Consider the following 21843-nt stretch of genomic DNA (forward strand, 5'->3'; position numbering starts at 1 on the left):
AATAAAAAAGGTCAGCCCCCCTGTGAAAATACAAGGGGGCTGCTGTCCTTTCGCGGCTTTGTATGAGCTTTAGTAAAACCCTGAATTTGGAATTTGGAATATTTGAATGGTTCAATTATAGTTGATCTAATCACTATTTTATTATGTGCCTCAGGTAATTTGGAGGGGAAGCTTGTGAAAACCTATGGGACAATTCTAGTTGTCAGTTATCAACGAAACACATTAAAAACGATGATCGGTCAACTTCGTGAACTTAAACTTTATGAATACTTTGAAATAGAAGCGCGTACTGTGGATGAACTGTTTCATTCAACAATAGGGGAAGATACGCTCGTTCTCATTTCAAGCCGGATTGTATTCACTATGGCCAAACCTTATTTATCTCAGGATACATCTTATATTATCGCGGATCGGACAATTAATTTTGCTAAAATCAGACAGCTGCTTGAACTTCCTAAAGGGTCAAAAGTTTTGCTTGTAAGTGATATAAAGGAAGCGGCAGAGGAAACGGTATTGATTTTAAAGGAGGCCGGCATCGACCTTGATTTCAAGCCTTTTTACCCCAATGCAAGATACGATCAGGCCGTAAGAGTCGCCATTACACCTGGTGAATCGGAATTGACGCCTCCTTCGGTTGAGAGAACGATTGATGTTGGTTCAAGGATCATTGATATTTCATCAATTATGGAAGTCTTCACCCATTTTAACATGCCAAACGCGGCTTTTCGGCAATTATCTGCACGTTACATGCAATCATTGCTGCACGTTACAGATCAACTTAGCCAGGAAATTTTACAGACCAAGCTGCTTAGGAATAGTCTCAAGCAAGTTGTAGATTATTCTGACGATGCAATGCTGCTGTTAACTAAGGATGGTCTTATCAACGTTATAAATCAAAAAGCGACTGATATCCTTAACTTGGACGGAAGTGACGTTCTTGGAAAACCAATGACAAGCAGCATTCATTCATCATTTTCTAAAGCCATCTCATCAATTAAAGACGACTATGATTTTTTTAAGGACGTCGATCAAATCACGTATTACATTCGGAAAAAGGAGATAGTTGTTGATGGAGACTTTTTTGGCACTGTTATTTTGTTTCGCAAAGCAAATGAAATCCAGCAAATCGAACATCAATACCGCAATCAAACGAAAAGCAAAAATTTTATAGCTAAATATAGCTTTGAAGACATTATAACCAGAAATGAATCGATTCTTGAAACGATTAAAGTGGGGAAAAAATTAGCGCAAAGCAATGGGACAATCCTAATTCTTGGTGAAACAGGGACTGGAAAGGAAATCCTTGCACAAGCTGTCCACAATGCGTCACCGCGCTCGTATTATCCTTTTGTTGGTGTGAATTTTGCAGCTTTCTCCGAATCCCTGCTTGAAAGTGAATTGTTCGGTTATGAAAAAGGCGCTTTTACAGGTGCCAGTAAAAACGGCCGGAGCGGTTTATTTGAACAGGCCCATAGAGGCACCCTTTTTCTTGATGAAATTGGGGATGCCGCGCCTGCTCTTCAAAATCGTCTGCTCCGTGTTTTGCAAGAAAAAGAAATTATGCGGGTTGGCGGGGAGCAGGTTATCCCGCTTGATCTAAGGATCGTTGCTGCTACAAACAAAAACCTCGAAGAAATGATAGAGTGTGGGACATTCAGAAAAGACCTTTTTTATCGGCTTAATGTCTTGCCTATTTATGTTCCCCCTCTAAGGGACAGACCAGAAGATATCCCTCTATTGGTACGGCATTTAACTGCGGAAATAGCAAGGGAAATGGTGAAATCCCCCCTGAACTTTTCAGACGATGCCTTTACAGCTTTAAAAGAGTATCACTGGCCGGGGAATATCAGGGAACTTCGCAATGTCGCTGAATATCTCATGCATGTATGCGAAGGTACAGTTTTCAAAGAACACCTGCCCTTTTTATCAAAACAACAACGATTTATCAACATCAAGAGGGAGGACAATCAAAACTTTGTAGACTTGCTCGATGACTTTAAAGAAAAGGGGTTCCTAAAGGAGATGCTGATGATTTTACGGGTTTTATCCGAAAATCCCCGCACGCAGTCAGGGAGGAACGCTATTTTGCAAGATTTGCATCAGCTTGGCATTTGCCTCACGGAGCAACAATTAAGGTACAGGCTTGAACTGCTTCGTGATGTAGGAGCGATTTCAGTTCACCGCGGTCGGAAAGGAACGTCAATAAGCCAAAAGGGAAAAGATTTTCTAAACCTTTGTAATAAAAAAAGTGATATCTAATATGTGGATGGGTTCACCTTTTTAAATGGGTGAACCTATTTAGCCAAAAAAGGGTGAACCAGGTGACCCTGAAACATGGCTGTAAGCGGACGATTCATAGTTAATTAGTTGGCATGGAACTTGCTTATTAAGAGTAAATAGAATTTGCGGAATAATCCGTAACAACCTTAACACTTGGGAGGAGACGATCAATGAAAAGAAAGCCTACACTGCTTGAAGCCATATTGCCGATTGCGATCATGATCTTTTTACTTGCATTTGGTTATGGCTATTTAAAACTTAGTCCTGAGCCATTGTTAATCCTTGCCGCATTTTGTGCGGGAATAATCGGCCTGCGTGTCGGTTTGACGTGGGAGGAGATGCTGGCCGGGATCCGGAAAAAGCTTGATACATCGATGCCTGCCATGCTTATTCTGATCTCAATCGGTCTGTTGATTGGTACGTGGATGGCATCCGGCACGATTCCAATGATTATATATTACGGTTTGAAAATCATTGATCCTAGTTATGTAATCGTGATCGCATTCATCGTTACCGCCATCGTTTCTATTATTACTGGGACGTCGTGGGGGGCAGCCGGGACAGTCGGCATTGCTTTGGTTGGGATCGCGCAAGGACTGGATGCACCTGTCGCGGTAACCGCCGGGGCCGTTGTCAGCGGGGCTTATTTTGGTGACAAACTTTCCCCATTATCGGACACGACCAACTTGGCCCCTGTTGCAGCTGGCAGTGAGTTATATGAACATGTCAAACATATGTTGTATACGACGATACCCGCTACGATTATTTCGCTGATCATCTATTTCTTTCTTGGCTTTCATTTAACAGGAGGAGCAAAGGCGGCATCTGAAAAGACAACAGCCATGCTCCAATCTTTAAGTGACATGTTCAACTGGAACCTGCTCCTATTATTGCCGCCAGTGATTATCCTTTATGGATCGATTCGCAAAAAGCCGACGCTGCCGACGATTGTCATATCCGCAATAGTCGCAGGAATATTAGCTAAGTTTGTTCAGGGTTTTTCTTTAAAAGCCATTTTCACATCTGGTGTAAGCGGGTTTAATGTCTCTATGATGGAAACAATAGGATATAATCCAGACAGTGTTGTTGCTGATGTGGCGACGTTGCTTAACCGCGGTGGACTTGAGTCAATGATTGATGTGACACTGCTCGTCTTCTGTGCCTTTGCCTTTGCCGGTATTATTAGTGAATCAGGTTGTTTAACTGTTTTGCTGGAAAACCTGATGAAAGTGGTTAAGAAGACAGGCGGACTGGTTCTTTCAACTGTCATCTCTTGTATAACAACTGCTCTAGTCACAGGAAGCTCGTATTTATCTATCATTATTCCAGGAGAAATTTTTAAAGAAACCTATCAATCTAGGAAACTAAAAGCCAAAAACCTATCCCGAACACTAGAGGACTCAGGAACGGTCGTCGTGCCGATTATTCCTTGGTCAGAAGCAGCGGTATACATGGCGGGAACGCTCGGCGTCTCGACACTCAGCTACGCACCGTGGGCGTTCTTATGTTACCTTGGCTTTATTTTTGCCATTATTTACGGTTATACGGGCTTCGGGATTGCAAAAGAAGAAAGTGTCTCAACTAGTAAAGCCGGACAACAAAAAGATATGAGTCAATAGATGCACCAGGAGGAATAGAGATGTTAAAGCTGATAAAAAATGCAAAAGTTTATGCGCCAGATTATTTAGGTTTGAAGGACCTTTTGCTTGTAGAAGGCAAAATTTATGCGATTGAAGGGAAAATAGAGATTTCCGATCATTGGGCTAATCCTGAAATCATTGATGCTGATGGAAGAATGGTGATCCCCGGACTGATTGACCAACATGTGCACTTAATAGGTGGCGGGGGCGAACTAGGCTTTGCCAGCCGTACACCGGAAGTGATGCTGTCCAACATTATAAAGTCAGGAATAACAACTGTGGTTGGTTTGCTTGGAACAGATGGCACGGCACGGCATATCGAATCGCTGCTTGCAAAGGCAAAAGGGCTGGAAGACGAGGGGATTACCACCTTTATTCATACCGGTTCTTATGGTTATCCAAGCCCGACGCTTACTGGTCATGTGAAAAGAGATATCATGTTTATTGATAAAATCATTGGGGTGAAAATCGCTCTTTCCGATCACCGTTCTTCCCAAATTTCGAGCCGCGAACTAACATATTTGGCTTCTGAAGCGAGAGTCGGCGGGATGTTAAGCGGGAAGCCTGGCATGGTGCACATTCATATGGGTGATGGCAAAGGTTATATGACGCCAATTATAGAAGCCATTGAAAACAGCGACATCCCCATCCATCAATTTGTTCCGACACATGTGGCAAGAAATCGCGGTTTGTTCGATTGCGCTATTGATTTCACTAAAAGAGGCGGGAATATTGATATTACTTCATTTGCAGAGGGGCAAGATATTAATAACGAGATTAAACCGAGCGATGCGGTGCTGGAATGTCTCGATCAAAAGGTGGCGCTTGAGCATGTGACGCTAAGTTCAGATGGCAACGGCAGCATTCCGAAGTATGATGCCGATGGGCGAATTACCGGAATAGGGATCGCAAAACAAGATACCTTATGGCTGACCGTTAAAAACCTTGTTAAACAAGGCATGGATCTATCGGATGCTTTGCTGCCCATAACTTCAAATGTTGCCAAACGAATCGGAGCCTTTCCGCAAAAAGGGCGGATTGCAAAGGGCTGTGATGCCGATCTCGTGATGTTGAACGACAACCTCGATATTGATGGCGTCATCGCCAAAGGCCAAATCATGATGCAAGACGGCCGCGTCGTTGTTAAGGGGACATTTGAAGGTGATATTTTTATATGAAAAGGGACAAAAAGGTCAGCGCATGAGCGTTGCCCTTTTTGTATGGATATATGTTTTGTTATGCTAAAAACCGAGAAGATACTTTTCTAAAGATGAAAATACCAGAATTCTGTATGATGGCCAATAGAAGGTCATTGGCTATTCCTGTCGAATTCTAAATTAAGCTCATTTTTAAGTCATAAATAGAAGGTGGATACCATGGATTTAACAAAATACCCAAAAAGAAAGTATACATTAAGCGAGACGCCAATCGAAAAGCTCGAAAATCTCACGAAAGTGCTCGGCGGCCCTAACATTTTTATGAAACGCGATGATATGCTTGGCCTTACTGCCGGAGGGAACAAAACAAGAAAGCTGGAATTTCTCGCAGCGGATGCCCTGGAACAAGGGGCGGATACATTAATAACATGCGGGGGAGTGCAATCGAATCATTGCCGCTTGACACTCGCTGCCGCGGTAAGGGAAGGATTGAAATGTCAGCTTGTATTGGAGGAAACCGATTACAGCCTGTATAACCCAAAAGCGAGCGGGAATAACTTGCTGTACCATCTAATGGGCGCCGAAAAAATTAAAGTGACAACAGCAGGTCACGATCTGGCGGAGGACATGCAGGAGTTAAATGAGGAATTGGCACGGGAAGGCCGTAAAGGTTATATGATTCCAGTCGGGGGATCAAATGAGACAGGCACGTTAGGTTACATTGCTTGTGCCAAAGAAATCATCGGGCAGTCAGGCGATATGGCCATCACTTTTGATCATATTATTACACCAAGCGGCAGCGGCGGAACACAAGCCGGGCTGGTAGCTGGTTTTAGCGGGAGCGACAGGGGAAATCATGTGATTGGCATCAACGTTAGCCGCAATAGGGAAGAGCAGGAACATCTGATTCGGGACTTGCTGGAAAGAACCTTTTCATTTCTTAGAACCGACGGCATCACAAAGGAAGCAATCCGCTGTTATGGAGACTATGTTGGCCCTGGATATGCGATACCGACGCCGGAAATGGTGGAAGCCGTCCAGCTTGTCGCTCGGACGGAAGGTATTTTGCTGGATCCCGTTTATACGGGAAAAGCAATGGCTGGTCTGATTGACTTGGTTCGCCAAGGCCATTTTAAAAGGAATGAAAATGTTTTATTTATTCATACGGGAGGCACGCCTGCACTCTACGAATATAGTTCCGTAATGCTGTCGGAAGAGAACTGAAGTAAGTTCCGCTTTCATAAAATAATTCCCTCCATTTGAATGCCATATCCTATAATCAAATAGAAAAAACCCATGTTCTTTACCGCTTTTATTGACTAAAGTCCTCATTTAAACTAAAATGTTTAATTATTATCAAAATTGCATTTCTCGTTTTAATAGTATGCAAACTTACTGGATTTAAATGATTTAACTAAGAATAAGGGAGAAATACGATATGAGGGCAAAACAACCGGGCTTTTTTCAGGCGATTATTCCGTTAGTGATTCTAATGATTACAGCGGGGTTTTCCATATTTGTTTGGAACGTAGGGATGTTCGTGCCTTTAATAGCAGGAATTTTGGCAGCGGCAATTCTTGGTTATTTATTGGGGTATAAATGGACCGAACTTGAAAAGTTTCTGATGCAAGGGGTGTATCGCGCCCTTACACCTATATTTATATTGTTCCTTATTGGAACGATAGTCGGAACGTGGATCTTAAGCGGCGTCATACCAACTCTGATTTATTACGGCTTGGCTCTAATCCATCCGTCCATGTTTGTCCCGGCAGTTGCTTTGACAACAGGGATTCTGGCACTATCACTTGGCAGTTCCTTTACCTCAATTGCCACATTGGGATTGGCTTTTATGGCGATTGGCCAAAGTATGGGTTTCCCGCCTGCTCTTGTGGCAGGGGCGGTCATTTCCGGGGCATACCTTGGGGATAAAATATCACCGCTTTCGGATACAACAAATGTTGCACCTGCGATGGTGGATACCGATTTGTTTAGCCATGTGCGGCACATGATGTGGGACACTATTCCCGCTTTTATTATATCACTTATTTTATATTGGATAGTCGGGATGCAATTTTCATTTGATAGCGCCAATATACAAAATGTACAGGATGTTATGAAGGCTTTGGATGCGTCCTTTAATATCCAACCTCTGTTATTAGTTCTCCCTTTATTTACAATTGTTGTGATGATCAAACGTTTATCCGCGGTCCCTTCTTTAATGTTGATTAGCGTTCTTGGAGCGGTGGCGGCTGCGATTTTCCAAAGCAGTACGGTAACGGAGATCGTCACCGCGATAACAAACGGATATACGGGGAAGACCGGTGTAAAGACCGTTGACGCACTCCTGAGGCGCGGCGGCATCACATCGATGTTAAATACGATTGGGTTAATCATTGTCGCAACAGCCCTTGGCGGTATTTTGGAAGGCACGGGTGCTTTTAAAGCAATGACTGATATATTTATCGGAAAAGTCAGGAGAACGGGATCATTAATTTTATCAACGTTGGCGTCAACGTTTATTGTAGGGTTTGCAAGTGGGTCACAGTTTTTAGCCGTCATTCTATCAGCCCGTTCGTTTACACAGACTTATAAGGACCGGGGATTGGCCACGAAAAATCTGTCCCGTTGTGTGGAAGCTGCGGGTACAGTCGGAATTAACCTTGTGCCTTGGGGAGTGCCCGCTGTATTCGCCGCAGGGATCTTAGGTGTTTCGCCGTATCAGTTTATCCCGTATATCTTTTTTGCTTTCCTTGTACCAATAATAAATGCTATTTACGGTTATACCGGGTTTTCAATTGCGAAACAAACATACTCAAATAGTGAATCGCCATCTTCTAATATTGAGGTGTCAGATACGGAAGCGGAGAACCTAAGGAGTTGATGATATGAATGCAAAAGCGGTTATAAAGGTATTAGGGACAGCACAGGATGGCGGGGTCCCTCAAGCGAATTGTACCTGTGACCATTGCCTTGCAACCTATGAAAATCCGAAGTTAAAACGTTTCGCGGCGGCATTGGCTGTCATCCTCCCGAATAAACAACGATGGCACCTTATTGACGCGACCCCGGACTTGCGCGAGCAAATGGCAACTTTACGTCAACACAAGTTAGGTTTAATGGATAGTGTATTATTGACCCACGCCCATATTGGCCATTACACAGGATTGATGTTCTTAGGGAAGGAATCGATCTCGACCAAGAGATTACCGGTATACGCTGATGACACACTGAAAAAATTTCTTTCCGCCCATGCACCTTGGAAGCAACTCATCGATTTGGAAAATATCCGGGTCAAATCCATGCAAGCTAATGAAACTTTTGAAATTGATGATCATGTGACAATCACACCGCTTGAAGTCCCGCACCGCAATGAATATTCTAATACATTTGGCTTCATCATTTCGGGGACCAATAAGAAACTGTTGTACATTCCTGATATTGATAGCTGGGAAGTCTGGCAACAGGACATTAGACATGTTGCGGCAGAAATGGATTACTGTCTATTGGACGGCACCTTTTATTCGGAACAAGAGCTTGAGAAAATGGGAAGGACATACAAAGAAGTCCCGCATCCATTGCTGACTCATACGATGGATTTGCTTCAAGAGGTTGCTTCTAATGGAAAAACAAAGGTTTACTTCACTCACTTTAATCATACGAATGCTGCTATTGACCCAAATAGTGAGGTGAGGGAGATTATTAAAAGCAGGGGCTTTTTTGTTGCCGAAGAAGGCATGGAGATTCCGTTGTCCTTGTGAAAAATAGATTTTAAAAAATAAACAGGGGACAAAAAGACTCACTCTTTTTGTCCCCTTATCGATTTAATTATTAAAAACATAAGTCCTATTTAAATATATTAATAAAAGCAATAATAATTGGAATACCCAAGCTATCAATTAAGAATGCTCCGACGATCGGTACAATCAAAAAGGCCTTCTTAGATTCACCGTATTTTTTCGTTATGGCATCCATATTAGCCATAGCGTTAGGTGTAGCCCCTAATCCGTGTCCGGAAAGTCCGCCGACCATAACGGCTGCATCGTAATCCTTACCTAAAATACGGAAGGCGACAAAAACCCCCAGCAAAACTATGAAAATAACTTGAACGAATACGATAACTAAGAGAGGAAGAGCCAAATCGACAATCTGCCATAGTTCTATACTCATTGAAAAATCGAACAACAATGCATCTTTCTGAATTAAAAGAAGAAAATCTTATTCTAAGCCAACCGGGATATGAGACTAGGCAAAATATCCTCGATGCCTGCCATGAAGCAGGATTTGAGCCTCAGGGAAAATATGAAATAGAAAGACTGGAAACCGCATGCAGTTTAGTGGAAGCGGGACTTGGCATGTCCATCATTCCTGAAAGCTATTTAAAATATTCCCATACAAGTGGAATAAATATAGTCAGATTGAAACACCCCACGCCAAAAAGGACCGTCTATATCGCTTTTCAGCCCGACCGTTATTTGCCTCCCGCGATTCATTATTTTATGGATCTCATCATCGACTTTTTTAAGTGAAATTGAGGGGTCAGACCCCTCAAACTCATTTCCTCCTTACAAACTGTTCCCGATATTTTATCGGGGACATGTTGTTATGCGCTGCAAATGTCTTAGAGAAATGTGAAAGGGTATTAAAACCAACAAGTCGGCTTATTTCGTTAATTGAAAAGCTGGTTTTGCGCAGCAGCTCGCAAGCTTTATTCAATCGGTGCTGAATAAGGTATTGTTTCGGGCCAAGTGTAATGTATTGTTTAAAAAGCTTAAAAAGATAGGTGCGCTCGATTTTGACAAGGGCGGAGATGTCTTCAATGGTCAAATCGGCATGTTGGTATTGGCTGTGGATCACATCAAGCGCTTTGGCCACATATTGCTCCGCCTCACTCGTTTTGTATCGCAAGCTGTTTTCATGTTCTGTCATTAATATATTGAAGACATGGTACAGCTCTCCAAGAGCGGCGTACAATTTGTTTTTATTGCAATATGTAAAAATTGAAGATATGAGATTGCCTATTTGCACGTCCTTATCATAACGGAACGTATATCTGCCGTTTCCGAGTCCACAGGAAGAAAGCAGCCTTTCGCATTGCGTCCCCTTAAACCCTACCCATCTATAGCTCCATGGATTGCCGACAATAGGGTAATAATTGTTGTCAGTGTAAGGAGGTATAACAAAGCCATCCCCGGCTTGCAAATGATGAACGTCATCATGAATGAAAAACAAGCCTTCCCCCTCCAAAATATAATGCATGAGATAATAATCGATTTGCTCATATTGGTAGGGTTCTCTCGGCTTTACGTCTTCAAATCCGCATTCATAGACAAATAATTCTTCGCTGATTATCTCATCCGTTTGAAAAGTGCCGACTGTATCAAACATTAAGATTCCCTCCTTTTCTATTATTCAACATAAAGACAAATAAGGGCAACAAAACGATATAGATTAAGTTTATAAGGAAAAATATAATGAAGGCGTATGCAATGATTGTATAAATAATTTGCCTGGGTGTAAATGGATTAAAGGCACCGGGTTTCGCAACATTTGCTAAATAGGGGAGAAGGGAGTAATCAAGGTGAATCAATTAAAACGGTGGGAAAATATCGGCATAGACGAAATTAATAGACTTTCGCCCCGTGCGGATTATTTAAGTTTCCCGTCAAAACAGCTAGCGGCAAAACAGATCAAGGAGAGCAGCCATTTTTACATGAACTTAAATGGAGACGACTGGCGTTTTTTATTTCTTGAGGCGCCTGAATACAGTCCCAAGGATTTTTATAAAACGGCTTATGACGCATCCGCTTGGGATACGGTTAAAGTCCCTGGCAACTGGCAGAGACAAGGATACGGAAACATGCATTACTCGGATTTGTGGTATAGCTTCCCGATTATTCCGCCGCATGTTCCAACTGAAAATCCAACAGGCATTTATCGAAGGCAATTTGTACTGGATGAGAAAAAAGATAACGGTCAAATGATTCTCCGCTTTCAGGGTGTTGACTCCGCATTCGAAGTTTATTTAAATGATTCGTTTGTCGGTTACAGCAAAGGGGCGAGGATACAATCGGAATTTGATGTCACAGAGTACTGCAAATCAGGTTCAAACTTACTAACAGTAAGGGTGTTTCAATGGTCTGACGGAACCTATTTAGAAGATCAGGATATGTGGTGGCTTAGCGGGATATTCCGTGATGTCGACTTGTATTATCGGCCTGATGCCGGACTTTATGATGTGACAGTCAAGACACTGTTTGACTCTGATCTGGAGGATGGGACATTAAGTGCAGCGCCTTTATTTACAGAAAAGAAGGGCCAAACGATTCTTTATGAACTGACGGCTCCGGATGGGAAGACCATTTTTGAAAAAGAGCTGCCGGGAGAACAGCCGCTCGTTCAAAAGGTTGTGTCGCCTTATAAATGGTCAGCAGAAACGCCATTTTTATACGACCTGTATATGACGGTGAAAATGGACGGCAATATCGTGGAAGTCATCCGGCAGCGTGTTGGGTTTCGATCCATTGAAGTTAAAGGGCGGACGTTCCTTGTCAATGGTGTGGCGATCAAATTAAAAGGTGTGAACCGGCATGATTATCATCCCAAGACCGGACGGGTTGTTACTAGGGAATTAATTGAGCAAGATATCCGGCTTATGAAACAGCATAATATCAATGCCATCAGAACGGCACATTATCCGAATGCCCCTTATTTCTATGATGTATGTGATGAATACGGCATGTATGTGATTGATGAAGCGGACCTGGAATGCCACGGTTTCGAATTGACGGGAGATTACGGCTGGATTTCTGATAACCCGCTTTGGGAAAAGGCATTTGTGTCAAGACTTAAGAGGATGATGATGAGAGATAAAAACCATCCATCGATTATTATGTGGTCGCTTGGCAATGAATCCTCTTTTGGCTGCAATTTCCGGGTGATGGCCGAATTCGCGAAACAAACGGATCCGACCAGGCTTGTCCATTATGAGGGCGATAGTGAAGCGGAAGTCTCGGATGTCTTCAGCACCATGTATACGTGGCTAGAGGATGAGACGAAGATGACGATGGATCACGTGATTACGAACACGAAAAAACCGCATATTTTATGTGAGTATGGCCACGCCATGGGCAACGGGCCTGGTAATCTAAAAGAATACCAAGATCTCTTTTACGCCCATGACCATTTACAAGGCGGTTTTATTTGGGAATGGTATGACCATGGCGTCGAAACAGTTGACGAAAATGGTGAGGTGTATTACAAGTATGGCGGCGACTTCGGGGATGAACCCAATAACCGGAACTTTTGTATTGACGGCCTGTTAATGCCAAACAGGCAGCCTTCTCCTAGTTTATTAGAATATAAAAAAGTGATTGAACCGGTAAAAACAGAATGCGTCGATATGGCTGCCGGGATGTTCAGGTTGAGAAATCACTATGATTTTTTGGATTTGAGCCACTTTAAGCTTTTATGCTCATTTTATGAAGACGATGTTTTGCTGGAAGAAAAAGAAGTGAAGCTGCCGGATATTCCGGCAAGGGAATCTTCTGTTTTACAGATTTCTTACCCTCATGTTGAAAAGAAAGATGGGGCCCATTACTATCTTCGCTTTTCCTATCGTCTTAAGAAGAAAACGGCTTGGGCAGATCAAGGCGAAGAGCTGGCAGCTGCGGCATTTACGTGGCATAAAGAAGCGCGGAAAAAACGCGCAGTTCAAACAGGTGAGAAACCGATCAATGTCAGTCATGACGATCACAGGGTTATTGTAGAAGGCCAGGATTTCAAAATAATGTTTGATGATGTAAAAGGGACGCTTTTGACAGTGGAGCGGGATGGCAAGGTCTGGATTGAGCAGGGGCCGCGGCTTAATTTCTGGCGCGCCCCTATTGATAATGATATGTATTTGCTTCGTGATTATAAAGAAACGCATTTTATGCATTTATGGCATGAGCTGGTGCAGTCGGTTGACTACACATTTAAGGATCAGGATTTCATTTGGCGGGTCCGAACCTACAACGGCACTGTTAACAGCAGTTGGTATTACAGCTCAGCCTATGAGTATCGCGTTTCGCCTGACGGGACGATCCACTGTGAGATCCTGGGGACAGCTTCAGGGAAAAAAGAAAAGGCACCGGCCATGCTTCCGAGAATTGGGGTAGAGATGCATGTTAATAAATCTTTTGACAAAGCAGCTTGGCGCGGCTTAGGCCCTGGTGAAAATTATCCAGACTCTAGAGAAGCAAGCTACCATGGCGTTTTCCAAATGGGCATTGACCAGTTATTTACGAATTATGTTAAGCCGCAGGAAAATGGCAACAGAATGGCTTGCGACTGGATCGGCTTACAAAATAAGAAGAACGATGCACTGCTTTGTCAAGCGGAAGACACACTTAACTTTAGTGCATCACGATATGAAGACACAGATATGGAAAATGCCCGGCATACAAAGGATCTTATCAAGCGTGATTATCTTGTCTGGCACTTGGATGCCCGCCAAAATGGCTTAGGAAGCAACTCTTGCGGACAGGATCAGTTAGATCGATATCGATGTAAATTTGAGGATTTTCGGATGAGCTTTCGGCTGAAAATGGCAAGTCTCGGGGATGACTCTTTGGCGGCATTAGGCCGGGAAAATTAAAAGGCAAGACATGAATCTATCATTTAATCTGGGAGGGTTAACATGAAGAACGCAAGCAAAATAGTTCTTATAATAGCTGGCATTTTACTCGTTTTTGGCAGCATCGATATGAATAAAAGTATGGCGTTCTCCACGAAAAATGACATGATTAGAAAATTTCCCAATGTCCTTGATCTTCATGGCGTCCCGCAAGAAGCGAGGACCAATAAGCTAAACACTTTCACAGACCTTGGTGCTTGGCATGGCTATTCCTTGCCTCCAAAGGATCGGCAACAATTTTACGGAGGCTTTACAGGTCCTATGCTCATTGCCGGCAACCATGGCCCATTGTATTTAAGCAAAGCTTTTAATCAAATCCATATTACTGATAATGACACGGGCAAAGAAATAAATCTATTAAAGGATAAGAGTCCTGAAATGAATGCCTATCCAGGAATGTTAAAGCAAGTTTATCATCTTGATCACTTTGATTTAACCCTTGAACTAAGGTATGTGACTAATAGAACGGCACTGGTTAAAACGGTTATTAAAAATAGATCAGGGCACAGGCTAAATCTAAATATTAAATGGACCGGAAAGCTTTTAAAACCTAAGAAGGAACCTTATAAAAGCGCTGAATCGCTTTCAGCCAGCAAAGGTGGTGTCCAAGTTGACTTTAATGGGTTAGAAAACCTGAATGGCTCATCCTTTGAGATAACATACCCTTATAAAGTTAAAAGTGTTATTGAACATGACAGATACACGACTCAGCTTAAAAACAATGTTAAGGTGCCTGCCAAAGGCGAGCATGTGTTATATTCCGCGCAAAGCTATACGTTCACAGCAAAGGAGAGGGAAACTGAGCATAAGAAACTCGAGAAGGTCTTTGCTCATCCGAAAGAATATATCAAACAAACTGATAAGAGATGGCAAGGTTATTTAACTCGAACGTTAAAAAAAGGTTCTGCGCAAAAAAAGTATCAAAATGTTGCGGTCAAGAGTATGGAAACGTTAATCACGAACTGGAGAAGTGCTGCAGGGGATCTCAAAACAGATGGCATTACACCGTCAATAACCGGCGGAGATTTCAGCTATGGGTTTTGGTCTTGGGATACATGGAAGCAAGCGGTTGCCGTTGTAAACTTTGATCCTCGTCTTGCCGAGGATTCAATCCGCTCGATGTTTGACTATCAAATCACAAAGCATTCAAATCGTCCGCAAGATGAAGGCATGATTCCTGATGTCATCTATTTTGACAAGGAAGAAAATAATTACCGGAATACGAAGCCGCCTCTTGCCGCATGGGGCGTCTGGAAAGTCTATCAAAAAACACAAGATAAATCATTTCTCAAGGAGATGTATCCTAAGCTCGTTTTGTATCATGACTGGTGGTACAAAAATCGCGACCATGATCACAATGGCATAGCGGAATACGGGGCGACCGTTGATCCTGCTAACAATAGTCCAGAAGCTGCTCTTGAAGCGGCGGCTTGGGAAAGCGGCATGGACAACGCGCCCCGATTCGATCAAGACTTTGGCATCAAGATTCTTAAAAACTATGATAAGAAAGGCCAGTTGGTGGGCTATTCACTATCACAGGAGTCAGTCGACTTAAATGTCTATCTTTATGCCGAAAAGTTATACCTTTCAGAGATAGCAAGTGTCCTTGGGGAAAATAAAGATGCCAAAGCTTTCAAAAAAGAAGCCCACGACATAAAGAAATATATCCAAAAGCATATGTACAGTAAGAAAGAAGGTTATTTCTACGATATTGATATTGAGAGCAAACAACCGCTTGTTGAAAGGGGAAAAGGGATTGAAGGTGTCATTCCGCTTTGGTCGGGCCTTGCAAATCATAAGCAGGCAAAACAGGTGAAGAGAGCTTTGATGGATGAGAATCAATTTAACACATACATGCCGCTGCCAACCGTTTCAAAAAGCAATCCCAAATTTGATCCTGAAGAGTATTGGCGAGGTCCGGTATGGTTAGATCAGGCATATTTTGCTATAAAGGGTTTGGCTAACTACGGATATGGGTCAGAAGCAAATACATTAACCGCGAAGCTATTTGAACATGCGGACGGATTGCTTGGGAATGGACCGATTCGGGAAAATTACAACCCCGAAACCGGCGGACAGTTGAACGCTCGGGATTTTAGCTGGTCATCCGCGTTCTTCTATTTGCTTGAACAAAACTACCTTCGTTAATAATCTAATAAAAACCATGCGCCAATTTGGCGCATGGTTTATTGCTAATTTTTAATACCGTATTTATCGATCTTCCGATAGAGTGTTCGAACACTTATACCAAGCTCTTTGGCGGTGAGTTCTTTTCCCTCGGAGTCGTAACCATTTTTGGCAATCAATTGTTGGAGCAGCTCCTTTTGATAAGAGTGAAAGGAGCCCTTAATATTTGCAGGCTTTTTTGGGTCTGTATGTGACACTATCCGGTCGGGTAAACTTCCTTTGGTGATTATTGTACCTGTTTCCATATTCAGCGCGTATTCCATAGTGTTTTCAAGCTCCCTGACATTTCCCGGCCAGTGATAAAGATGCAATATCTCAAGTGCCTCTAAAGAAATTGCTTGAATAGCTTTGCCAGTTTTAGACGCATGCTTGTGCAAAAACGAATAGGCTAACAGCTCAACGTCTTCCATTCTTGATTTTAATGGGGGAATGTTGAGTGGAATCACACATAATCGAAAAAAGAGATCCTCCCGAAACTTGCCTTCTTTCATCAATTGTTCTAGGTTTTGATTCGTGGCGGCAATGATTCTTATATCAATGGGTATGGGGTGGTTGCCCCCGACCCGTTTGATAGCATGCCCTTCAATGGCATTTAGCAGCTTGGCTTGCAAATGGTAGGGCACCTCGCCTATTTCATCCAAAAATAACGTGCCGCCGTGTGCCGATTGGAAGTGGCCTTTTTTTCCGCCCTTTTTGGCACCCGTAAAGGAGCCTTCTTCATAGCCAAACATCTCACTCTCAAATAAGGATTCCGGGATGCTGGCACAGTTAATCGAGATAAATGGTTTTTGCGAGCGCTGACTTGTATCGTGAATGGCTTTGGCAAAAACACTTTTGCCCGTACCCGTTTCACCTGTTAAGAGCACAGTAGATGAGCTGTTTTTTATATTACATATTTTGGTCTTCAAGTCCATTATCGCAGGACTTTCTCCATTAATTTGTTTAAAGGGGTGCATGTCGGTTATTTCTTTCTCTGGCTTTTTATTGAAACGGAGGATCATGCCTATGCAGGCATCATTGTCTATCGCAGGTGTTAAGTGTATCGTTATAGCTTCATCTTCTATTGTGGTTTCGACGTGTGAAGAATGATGTAACACCTTATTAATAGATTCCCCGGTGAGAAATTCATTAATTGTTAAAGGGCACAATTTTTGCGGTTTCATAAAAGACTGTACTTGTTCATTTTGGTAAACGACGAGGCCGGTCGGATCGCAAATCATTAAAGGATCAGTAGAGGTGCTAAGAACCGACTGTAGGATTTGCAATATGTTGCTCGTGCGATAGATTTCCTCCTCTTGCTCAATGATAGAGATAATAATATTTGTAATATCATTCAAAATATGGGAGTAATCTTCTTGATGTTTTATTAATCGCTGATGGCCATCCTTCGTAAATGATGTTAAAGAAATAACGCCAAACGATTCATTGTTAATATGAATCGTGTGCAATAATTCACTTTTGGCAGGACACTGTGATTGAAATCGGCAGCCCTGACAAACATCCATCTTTCCAGGCTGATCCATTAAATAAAATCCTTCATCAAAAGCACGTTCTATTGAAGGCATATGTACTGAGATCCCTTTTTGCTTGCGGTACCGATTTGTGGAGATGACTAACTCTCCATCCGCTTGAATGATTGCGAAGTCCATTTTCAAAACTCGGGAGATATTAAGAAGCAGCTGTTCGATCCTCGTTTTCGCCTTTTCTATTAAAACCATCAATAGCTCACCTCTATGCTGGCTCGGATTTTATGAAAATTATAAAAAAAATTGCTAGGTTTAGCAATAGTGTTATCTGAATTAAAAATTATTTTCGCTGAAAATGTATAGGGAAATTGACACAATTGACAATGATGTGTCAACAATGTCATACATTTTCTTTCACCTTTCCCCTTTTTTCGCTCCAATTACGCCCCGTATCATCATTTATTAATTTAATTAACTTGGCATAGGATTTGCATATCTAAAAATGAATATAAAAATAAGTCAAAGGAGTGGCTGAACATTGATCGAAAATGTATCCGAAATAACTGATAAAGCAAATGAACTGCTCGGATTAAAGGGAAAAGTCGCTGTGATTACAGGTGCGGCTTCAGGAATTGGACTGGCAACTTCGGAGTTATTATCTGAATTAGGCGCCGATGTTGTGATGGTTGATATTGACACTCACTCCGGTCTAAAGGCATCAGAACAAATTGCTGAAAAGGGCGGCAAGGCTGCTTTTATTAAATGTGATGTGACGTCAAGTACCGATTGTAAAAACATTGCGGAACAGATCGAAAAGGACTACGGAAAAATAGACATTCTATTCAATAACGCCGGAGTTATTAGACGAAAAAACGTTGTTCATCTTGGAGAAAAAGATTGGGATATTGTTCTGAACGTTTCACTTAAAGGTGTGTACTTATTATCAAAATTCATCATACCCGTCATGGCTAAAAACGGGGGCGGAAGCATTATTAACACCGGTTCCGGTTGGGGTCTAAAAGGCGGGGACAATGCTGCAGCTTATTGTGCAGCAAAAGCTGGTGTCGTTAATTTGACAAAAGCAATGGCCATTGACCATGGTCCCCAAAATATCCGGGTGAATTGTGTCTGCCCTGGGGATACAGATACGCCTTTACTTCGGGATGAAGCCAAGCAATTACAAGAGGATGAACAATCATTCTTAGTTTCCTCTGCACACGGCAGACCGCTAGAAAGGCTTGGGACACCAGAAGATATTGCGAAAACCGTTCTTTATTTAGCGAGCGAGCTGTCTTCATGGGTAAGCGGAACAGTTGTGACAGTCGATGGCGGCGGTCTTGCGTAACAAATAAATCATCTAGGCTTAAGAGATTCGTGGAGGCGATTATATATGGCAATCGAAAAACAAATAGCTCATCCGTACATTCCGAATACGGTACCTGAAGTGCAAGAAGAAATGCTGCGAGAAATCGGTGCTGAAAGCATAGAAGAATTGTTTGAAGGCATTCCAGAGAGTTTAAGATTTAGGGGAAAAATGGATTTGCCTCAGCCTTTAACAGAATACCGGTTACGGCAGCATGTGGAGACGTTGCTTAATAAAAATAAAAGCTGCAATGAAACGGTCAGTTTTCTTGGGGCCGGGTGCTGGCAGCATTTTGTTCCGGCAGTGTGCGATGAAATTAACCAAAGGTCGGAATTTTTAACAGCCTATGCCGGAGAACCTTACGAGGACTTTGGCAGGTATCAAGCTTTATTCGAATATCAAAGTTTGGTAGCCGAACTTGTTGATATGGATGTGGTCAATGTCCCGACCTTTGATTGGGCGCAAGCAGCGGCAACATCCTTGAGAATGGCTTGCCGTATGACAGAGCGCAATGAGGTGCTTTTGCCAAAAACAATTGATCCTGATAAATATTCAATGATCAAGAATTATTGCTCTCCGGAGATAAATTGCACTCTAGTAAATTATGATGGCATATCTGGGCAAATAGATATGGACGATTTGGAAGAGAAAATTTCAACAAAGACGGCGGCCGTCTATTTCGAAAATCCGTCCTTTTTGGGGTTTATAGAAGAAAAGGGATCCGCGATTTCCGAACTTGCCCATCAGTTTGGGGCAATAAGTGTGGTCGGTGTTGACCCAAGCTCCTTAGGTGTATTGGAACCGCCAAGCCATTACGGGGCTGATATTGTATGCGGTGAACTGCAGCCGCTCGGCATGCACATGAATTATGGCGGCGGTCAGGCGGGATTTATAGCGACAAGAGATGAAGAAAAATTTATAAAAGAATACCCATCAAGGTTGTTTGGCATCGTTCCAACGGTTAAAGGCGAATATGGTTTTGGTGATGTCGCATATGAGAGAACATCATTCCACGATCGGGTAAATGGGAAAGAATCGGTAGGAACACAAACAGCTTTATGGGGGATTACAGCGGGCGTGTATTTATCCTTGCTTGGCCCCCATGGGATGAGAGAGCTCGGGCAGACGATCATGCAAAAATCACAATATGCGATGAAGCGCTTATCGATGATAGAAGGTGTAACGGCTTCGCGGTTCAATTCAACAAATTTTAAGGAATTCGTCGTTGATTTTAACGGTACTGGGAAAAAGGTCGAGGATATACATCAAGCGTTGCGTGAAAAAGATATTTTTGGCGGCAAAGATTTATCAAGTACCTTCCCGGAACTTGGCCAATGTGGATTGTATTGCATTACCGAAATCCATACAAAAGATGACATTGATCGGCTTGTAAAAGAAATTGAAAGCTGTACCAAGAAAAAAAGTCAGGGAAAGGATGATAAACATGGCGCAAGTTAGTGAACCGAAATTAAGAGATTTTCATCAGGCAAAGTGGGATGAACCATTAATCTTTGAACTCCATCAACCGGGTGAAAGAGGGGTTGTTGTTCCGAAAACAGAGCCTGAAATTGAAGCTGAAATTGGCGACGGCTTCACAGCCCTGCCAGAAAATATGCTTAGAAAAAAGGAGCCTCAATTACCCGAGGTGTCCCAGGCAAGGGTATTAAGGCATTATCTCCGTTTGTCACAAGAAACACTTGGATCGGATTTTAATGTGGAAATCGGTCAAGGAACTTGTACGATGAAATATATTCCAAAGGTCAATGAATTTCTCGTGCGCAACCCGAAATTAACAGAGCTGCATCCATACCAAGACGAAAGTACGGTCCAAGGCATGTTGGCAGCCATCTACCACCTTGATCTTGCGATGAGAGAAATTTCAGGAATGGATTATTTTTCATTCCAGCCAAGCGGCGGCACGCAAGCCTTATTTGCCATGGCATCGATTGTTCGTGCCAAACATGGGGCCACAGGTGAGGGCGAAAAGAGGGATGAGATCATAACAACGATGTTCTCCCACCCTTCACAAGCGGCAACAGCTGTTGTAAAAGGTTATAAGATTATTACCCTGAAGCCTGATGAAGATGGTTACCCTAGATTAGAAGATTTAAAGAAAGTTGTTTCCGACCGGACAGCAGGTTTCGTTGTCGCCAATCCAGAGGATACGGGAATTTATAACCCGCGCATTAAGGAATTTACTGATATCGTCCATAAAGCAGGCGGCATTTGTTACTATGACCAAGCCAATGCCAATGGCTTACTTGGAATAACAAGGGCGAAAGAGGCCGGGTTTGATATGTGCTTCTTTAACCTGCATAAGACATTTGCCGCACCGCATATGTGCGGTGGACCAGCTACCGGAGCTCTTGGGGTTAAGGATGAGTTAAAACAATTTTTACCCGGTCCGATTGTTGAATGTGATGGCGAAAAGTACAGACTTAATCATCAATTAGCCAGCAGTATTGGGAAAGTCAGGTCTTTCCATGGTGTTCCGCAAACGGTGCTAAGGGCATACGCATGGATTAGAAGCCTCGGTGCTGAAGGTTTGAAAGAAGTGGCCAAGATTGCTGTATTGAATAATAACTATTTGTACCATAAGGTCAAGGAAATAAGGGGAGCAAGTGCACCATATGTCAATGGGGGGCGCTTGGAACAGGTCCGTTACAGCTGGGAACAAATGACTGAAGAAACCGGGGTGACGACGGAAGATGTACAACGGAGAATGACTGATTTTGGTCATCATTATTGGACGAGCCACCACCCTTATGTTGTTCCGCAGCCATTTACACTTGAGCCAACCGAGTCTTACTCAAAAGAGGACCTCGATGAATACATTGCGGCTTTAACTCAAATTTCAAAGGAAGCTTATGAAGAGCCTGAAAAAGTGCAAAATGCGCCATATAGAAGTGTTATTCATAAAATCGAGGAAGAAGATTTTTTGGACAATCCTGACAAATGGGCCGTGACATGGCGAGCATTTTTAAAAAAGCATAATTGGAAAGAAGGAAAGGTTAAATCTGAATGAAGTTTGCAACATTGTATAAACGCCTTAAATCGTTAAATTAAAAACAGGATG

At 42.6% G+C, this 21843-nt stretch carries 14 protein-coding genes and 1 pseudogene; 12 read left to right on the plus strand and 3 right to left on the minus strand.

The window, feature by feature from the left end; translation table 11 throughout:
* The first annotated feature begins 174 nt into the window (after positions 1–174).
* The 6 genes from EV207_RS08325 to EV207_RS08350 all read left to right on the plus strand — a co-directional run bounded on the left by EV207_RS08325 (position 175) and on the right by EV207_RS08350 (position 8835).
* A complete protein-coding gene (locus EV207_RS08325; RefSeq protein ID WP_132745598.1) occupies positions 175–2259 on the plus strand; it encodes a sigma-54 interaction domain-containing protein in 2085 nt (694 codons plus the stop codon).
* 191 nt (positions 2260–2450) lie between these two features.
* Positions 2451–3899 carry a Na+/H+ antiporter NhaC gene (gene nhaC / locus EV207_RS08330; protein WP_132745600.1) on the plus strand — a complete coding sequence of 483 codons (1449 nt, stop codon included), beginning with the start codon at positions 2451–2453 and terminating at the stop codon, positions 3897–3899.
* Between the two features lie 20 nt (positions 3900–3919).
* A complete protein-coding gene (iadA, locus tag EV207_RS08335) occupies positions 3920–5098 on the plus strand; it encodes a beta-aspartyl-peptidase (protein WP_132745602.1) in 1179 nt (392 codons plus the stop codon).
* A gap of 198 nt (positions 5099–5296) precedes the next feature.
* Positions 5297–6301, plus strand: a complete 1005-nt coding sequence (cuyA, locus tag EV207_RS08340) for a D-cysteate sulfo-lyase (protein WP_132745604.1) — start codon at positions 5297–5299, stop codon at positions 6299–6301.
* A gap of 214 nt (positions 6302–6515) precedes the next feature.
* Positions 6516–7958: a Na+/H+ antiporter NhaC gene (gene nhaC, locus EV207_RS08345; RefSeq protein WP_132745606.1), complete on the plus strand. Its 1443-nt coding sequence runs from the start codon at positions 6516–6518 to the stop codon at positions 7956–7958.
* A gap of 4 nt (positions 7959–7962) precedes the next feature.
* Entirely contained in the window at positions 7963–8835 is an 873-nt protein-coding gene (locus EV207_RS08350) for an MBL fold metallo-hydrolase (protein WP_132745608.1), read from the plus strand.
* A gap of 85 nt (positions 8836–8920) precedes the next feature.
* Here EV207_RS08350 and EV207_RS08355 read toward each other — a convergent pair.
* Positions 8921–9244 (minus strand): annotated as a pseudogene (locus EV207_RS08355) (sodium/glutamate symporter); the annotation flags it as partial.
* Here EV207_RS08355 and EV207_RS08360 point away from each other — a divergent pair.
* Positions 9244–9603, plus strand: a complete 360-nt coding sequence (locus EV207_RS08360; protein ID WP_132745612.1) for a LysR family transcriptional regulator substrate-binding protein — start codon at positions 9244–9246, stop codon at positions 9601–9603. The pseudogene EV207_RS08355 and the gene EV207_RS08360 overlap by 1 nt on opposite strands.
* 25 nt (positions 9604–9628) lie before the next feature.
* Here the strand turns inward: EV207_RS08360 and EV207_RS08365 are convergent, their stop codons facing one another.
* Positions 9629–10462 carry an AraC family transcriptional regulator gene (locus tag EV207_RS08365; RefSeq protein WP_132745614.1) on the minus strand — a complete coding sequence of 278 codons (834 nt, stop codon included), beginning with the start codon at positions 10460–10462 and terminating at the stop codon, positions 9629–9631.
* Positions 10463–10655: 193 nt separating this feature from the next.
* On the opposite strand from EV207_RS08365, the gene ebgA reads away from it, so the two are divergent.
* Positions 10656–13712 carry a beta-galactosidase subunit alpha gene (gene ebgA, locus EV207_RS08370; protein WP_132745616.1) on the plus strand — a complete coding sequence of 1019 codons (3057 nt, stop codon included), beginning with the start codon at positions 10656–10658 and terminating at the stop codon, positions 13710–13712.
* Positions 13713–13754: 42 nt separating this feature from the next.
* Complete coding sequence (locus EV207_RS08375; protein ID WP_207902934.1) at positions 13755–15899, plus strand: MGH1-like glycoside hydrolase domain-containing protein; 2145 nt, start codon at positions 13755–13757, stop codon at positions 15897–15899.
* Between the two features lie 44 nt (positions 15900–15943).
* Here EV207_RS08375 and EV207_RS08380 read toward each other — a convergent pair whose 3' ends face one another.
* Positions 15944–17656, minus strand: coding sequence for a sigma-54 interaction domain-containing protein (locus EV207_RS08380; protein ID WP_132745700.1), 1713 nt, complete (start codon positions 17654–17656; stop codon positions 15944–15946).
* A 286-nt stretch (positions 17657–17942) separates the two neighbouring features.
* Here EV207_RS08380 and EV207_RS08385 point away from each other — a divergent pair, with 286 nt between their 5' ends.
* Genes EV207_RS08385 through gcvPB form a run of 3 tightly spaced genes read left to right on the plus strand, consistent with a single transcriptional unit; the run spans position 17943 to position 21792 of the window.
* On the plus strand, positions 17943–18749 hold the full coding sequence (locus EV207_RS08385) for an SDR family NAD(P)-dependent oxidoreductase (RefSeq protein ID WP_243646993.1): 807 nt from the start codon (positions 17943–17945) through the stop codon (positions 18747–18749).
* Positions 18750–18794: 45 nt separating this feature from the next.
* Entirely contained in the window at positions 18795–20225 is a 1431-nt protein-coding gene (gcvPA, locus tag EV207_RS08390) for an aminomethyl-transferring glycine dehydrogenase subunit GcvPA (protein WP_132745618.1), read from the plus strand.
* Positions 20212–21792 carry an aminomethyl-transferring glycine dehydrogenase subunit GcvPB gene (gene gcvPB, locus EV207_RS08395; protein ID WP_132745620.1) on the plus strand — a complete coding sequence of 527 codons (1581 nt, stop codon included), beginning with the start codon at positions 20212–20214 and terminating at the stop codon, positions 21790–21792. Before gcvPA ends, gcvPB begins: the two co-directional genes overlap by 14 nt.
* Positions 21793–21843: the final 51 nt, after the last annotated feature.

The organism is Scopulibacillus darangshiensis (assembly GCF_004341035.1).
GTDB lineage: Bacteria > Bacillota > Bacilli > Bacillales > Sporolactobacillaceae > Scopulibacillus > Scopulibacillus darangshiensis.

What these genes read in the sequence shown, in the direction of transcription:
- nhaC (WP_132745600.1), top strand. Translation starts at nt 2,451, where the DNA reads ATGAAAAGAAAGCCTACACTGCTTGAAGCCATATTGCCGATTGCGATC.
- iadA (WP_132745602.1), top strand. Translation starts at nt 3,920, where the DNA reads ATGTTAAAGCTGATAAAAAATGCAAAAGTTTATGCGCCAGATTATTTA.
- cuyA (WP_132745604.1), top strand. Translation starts at nt 5,297, where the DNA reads ATGGATTTAACAAAATACCCAAAAAGAAAGTATACATTAAGCGAGACG.
- nhaC (WP_132745606.1), top strand. Translation starts at nt 6,516, where the DNA reads ATGAGGGCAAAACAACCGGGCTTTTTTCAGGCGATTATTCCGTTAGTG.
- EV207_RS08350 (WP_132745608.1), top strand. Translation starts at nt 7,963, where the DNA reads ATGAATGCAAAAGCGGTTATAAAGGTATTAGGGACAGCACAGGATGGC.
- EV207_RS08365 (WP_132745614.1), bottom strand. Translation starts at nt 10,462, where the DNA reads ATGTTTGATACAGTCGGCACTTTTCAAACGGATGAGATAATCAGCGAA.
- EV207_RS08375 (WP_207902934.1), top strand. Translation starts at nt 13,755, where the DNA reads ATGAAGAACGCAAGCAAAATAGTTCTTATAATAGCTGGCATTTTACTC.
- EV207_RS08380 (WP_132745700.1), bottom strand. Translation starts at nt 17,656, where the DNA reads ATGGTTTTAATAGAAAAGGCGAAAACGAGGATCGAACAGCTGCTTCTT.
- gcvPA (WP_132745618.1), top strand. Translation starts at nt 18,795, where the DNA reads ATGGCAATCGAAAAACAAATAGCTCATCCGTACATTCCGAATACGGTA.
- gcvPB (WP_132745620.1), top strand. Translation starts at nt 20,212, where the DNA reads ATGGCGCAAGTTAGTGAACCGAAATTAAGAGATTTTCATCAGGCAAAG.